Annotated in this window: 2 rRNA genes; both read left to right on the top strand. The window is 53.4% G+C overall.

The annotated features are described in order from the left end of the window. Window positions 1–224: 224 nt before the first annotated feature. Window positions 225–1,749: ribosomal RNA gene (locus KSO86_RS08430) — 16S ribosomal RNA — on the top strand. 257 nt (window positions 1,750–2,006) lie between these two features. Next, window positions 2,007–4,060: ribosomal RNA gene (locus tag KSO86_RS08435) — 23S ribosomal RNA — on the top strand; the annotation flags it as partial.

Here is a 4,060-nt window from a genome sequence, read left to right on the forward strand (position 1 = left end):
TGGGTGTGGGTGTGTTGTTTGATATCTCAATAGTGTGTCAGCTTTTTATTTTGATCATATTTATTTTGATGGCAGATGGTGGGCTGGTCTTTTGGGCTGGTTTGTTGTTTGCTGTTGTTTTTATTTTGGATGAGCTAGTTTTGGTTTGTCTGTTTTTAGAGTCTGTTTTTCGGGCTTTTCGAACGTGTATTGATTGGATGCCCTTTTGTGGGGTGTTTGGTTTTTGTTTGGAGAGTTTGATCCTGGCTCAGGACGAACGCTGGCGGCGTGCTTAACACATGCAAGTCGAACGATGAAGCTCCAGCTTGCTGGGGTGGATTAGTGGCGAACGGGTGAGTAATACGTGAGTAACCTGCCCCCTTCTTTGGGATAAGCCTTGGAAACGGGGTCTAATACTGGATATTCTGCTTCTGCCGCATGGTGGGGGTTGGAAAGGTTTTCTGGTGGGGGATGGGCTCACGGCCTATCAGCTTGTTGGTGGGGTGATGGCCTACCAAGGCTTCGACGGGTAGCCGGCCTGAGAGGGTGACCGGCCACATTGGGACTGAGATACGGCCCAGACTCCTACGGGAGGCAGCAGTGGGGAATATTGCACAATGGACGCAAGTCTGATGCAGCGACGCCGCGTGGGGGATGAAGGCTTTCGGGTTGTAAACTCCTTTTAACACTGAACAAGGCGAAAGTTGAGGGTAGGTGTTGAATAAGCGCCGGCTAACTACGTGCCAGCAGCCGCGGTAATACGTAGGGCGCGAGCGTTGTCCGGAATTATTGGGCGTAAAGAGCTCGTAGGCGGTTTGTCGCGTCTGCTGTGAAAGACCGGGGCTTAACTCCGGGGCTGCAGTGGGTACGGGCAGACTAGAGTGCGGTAGGGGTAACTGGAATTCCTGGTGTAGCGGTGGAATGCGCAGATATCAGGAGGAACACCGATGGCGAAGGCAGGTTACTGGGCCGTTACTGACGCTGAGGAGCGAAAGCATGGGGAGCGAACAGGATTAGATACCCTGGTAGTCCATGCCGTAAACGTTGGGCACTAGGTGTGGGGCCTATTTCCATGGGTTCTGTACCGTAGCTAACGCATTAAGTGCCCCGCCTGGGGAGTACGGCCGCAAGGCTAAAACTCAAAGGAATTGACGGGGGCCCGCACAAGCGGCGGAGCATGCGGATTAATTCGATGCAACGCGAAGAACCTTACCAAGGCTTGACATACACTGCGACATGCTAGAGATAGTGTGGCCTTCGGGGTGGTGTACAGGTGGTGCATGGTTGTCGTCAGCTCGTGTCGTGAGATGTTGGGTTAAGTCCCGCAACGAGCGCAACCCTTGTCTTGTGTTGCCAGCACGTTATGGTGGGGACTCACGAGAGACTGCCGGGGTTAACTCGGAGGAAGGTGGGGATGACGTCAAATCATCATGCCCCTTATGTCTTGGGCTTCACGCATGCTACAATGGCTGGTACAGAGGGTTGCGAGCCTGTGAGGGTGAGCGAATCCCTTAAAGCCAGTCTCAGTTCGGATTGGGGTCTGCAACTCGACCCCATGAAGTCGGAGTCGCTAGTAATCGCAGATCAGCAACGCTGCGGTGAATACGTTCCCGGGCCTTGTACACACCGCCCGTCACGTCACGAAAGTTGGTAACACCCGAAGCCCGTGGCCTAACCTTTTGGGGGGAGCGGTCGAAGGTGGGATTGGCGATTGGGACGAAGTCGTAACAAGGTAGCCGTACCGGAAGGTGCGGCTGGATCACCTCCTTTCTAAGGAGCTGCCTACATGCCCGTGTTTAATGTTTATTGTTTTTTGTGGGTGTGGCTGATGTCCCTGTTTTGGGGTGTTGGTTGTGGTGGTTTTTAGTGGAAAATGATTGAGATATTGAGTTGGCATGCTGTTGGGGTGTGGGGTAATACTCCTGTGCTGCCTGTGATGGGCTGATGACTGTTTGTGGTTGTTGGTTTGTTGTGGTGTTGGTGTGGTGGTTGAGAATTGTATAGTGGACGCGAGCATCTTTGGTTTTTTGTAAGTGTTCAAGAGCGTTCGGTGGATGCCTTGGCATACGGAGCCGATGAAGGACGTTGTAGCCTGCGATAAGCCTCGGGGAGTTGGCAAACGAGCTGTGATCCGGGGGTGTCCGAATGGGGAAACCTGGCCAGAGTTGTTTCTGGTTACCAGCATCTGAATGTATAGGGTGTTTGGGGGTAACGCGGGGAAGTGAAACATCTCAGTACCCGCAGGAAAAGATATTCTGTTAGTAGTGGCGAGCGAAAGCGGAAGAGGCTAAACCATGTGCGTGTGATAGCTGTCGGGCGTTGCGTGTGTGGTGTTGTGGGGCCGTGTTTGACCTTGCCGATGAGGGGTCGAGTAGTGATAAATGCTGGTGTGTAGACGAATCAGTTGGGAAGCTGGACCGTAGACGGTGAGAGTCCGGTAGTTGGAACATGTCAGTCTGCTTTGCATGGTGCCCGAGTAGCACGGGACTCGTGAAATTTCGTGTGAATCTGCACAGACCACTGTGTAAGCCTAAATACTTCGTGTGACCGATAGTGTATGAGTACCGTGAGGGAATGGTGAAAAGTACCCCGGGAGGGGAGTGAAATAGTACCTGAAACCGGACGCTTACAATCCGTCAGAGCCTCCTTGGTAGGGGTGATGGCGTGCCTTTTGAAGAATGAGCCTGCGAGTTAGTGGCATGTAGCGAGGTTAACCCGTGTGGGGTAGCCGTAGCGAAAGCGAGTTTTAAAAAGCGGTTTTTAGTTGCATGTTCTAGACCCGAAGCGGGGTGATCTACCCATGGGCAGGTTGAAGCACGTGTAAGAGCGTGTGGAGGACCGAACCCACTTCAGTTGAAAATGGAGGGGATGACCTGTGGGTAGGGGTGAAAGGCCAATCAAACTCCGTGATAGCTGGTTCTCCCCGAAATGCATTTAGGTGCAGCGTCGTGTGTTTCTTACCGGAGGTAGAGCGACTGGATGGCCGATGGCCCTTATCGGGGTACTGACGTCAGCCAAACTCCGAATGCCGGTAAGTTAGAGCACGGCAGTGAGACTGCGGGGGATAAGCTTCGTAGTCGAGAGGGAAACAGCCCAGACCGCCGGTTAAGGCCCCTAAGCGTGTGCTAAGTGGGAAAGGATGTGGAGTTGCTGTGACAACCAGGAGGTTGGCTTAGAAGCAGCCACCCTTGAAAGAGTGCGTAATAGCTCACTGGTCAAGTGATTCTGCGCCGACAATGTAGCGGGGCTAAGTACACCGCCGAAACCGCGGCAATGAAATATTTTGTTTTGTTGGGTAGGGGAGCGTCGTGCGTGAGGTGAAGCAGCACAAGTGATTGGTTGTGGATTTCGTACGAGTGAGAATGCAGGCATGAGTAGCGAATGACGGGTGAGAATCCCGTCCGCCGAATGACTAAGGGTTCCAGGGCCAGGTTCGTCCGCCCTGGGTTAGTCGGGTCCTAAGGCGAGGCCGACAGGCGTAGTCGATGGGCAACCAGTTGATATTCTGGTACCGGGCAAAGACCGTCAAGTGTTGAAATATGGGATACTAACCATCCAAACCATTCCTCCTTCCTTCGGGTTGGGGTGTGTGGGGAGCGTGGGACCTGATCGTAGAGTAGACAAGCGTGTTAACAGGGGTGACACAGAGTGGTAGCTCCGCGTGGCTAATGGCTTGCCACGTTTAACAGTGCAGCCCGTTCCCCAGGTAAATCCGGGGGACATGAGGGTGAGGCTGGATGATGACCCACTATTGTGGGGAAGTAGAGTGATCCTGTGCTGTCGAGAAAAGCCTCGACGTTAGGTCTTTGGCCGCCCGTACCCTAAACCGACACAGGTAGTCGAGTAGAGAATACTAAGGCGAGCGAGTGAATCGTGGTTAAGGAACTCGGCAAAATGCCCCCGTAACTTCGGAAGAAGGGGGGCCTGGATCCTGAAGCCTGTACTGGCTAGGGTGAAAGGCCGCAGAAACCAGGGAGAAGCGACTGTTTATCAAAAACACAGGTCCGTGCGAACACGTAAGTGGATGTATACGGACTGACGCCTGCCCGGTGCTGGAAGGTTAAGAGGAACGGTTAAAACA

It is taken from the genome of Arcanobacterium phocae (assembly GCF_018913465.1).
Lineage (GTDB): Bacteria > Actinomycetota > Actinomycetes > Actinomycetales > Actinomycetaceae > Arcanobacterium > Arcanobacterium phocae_A.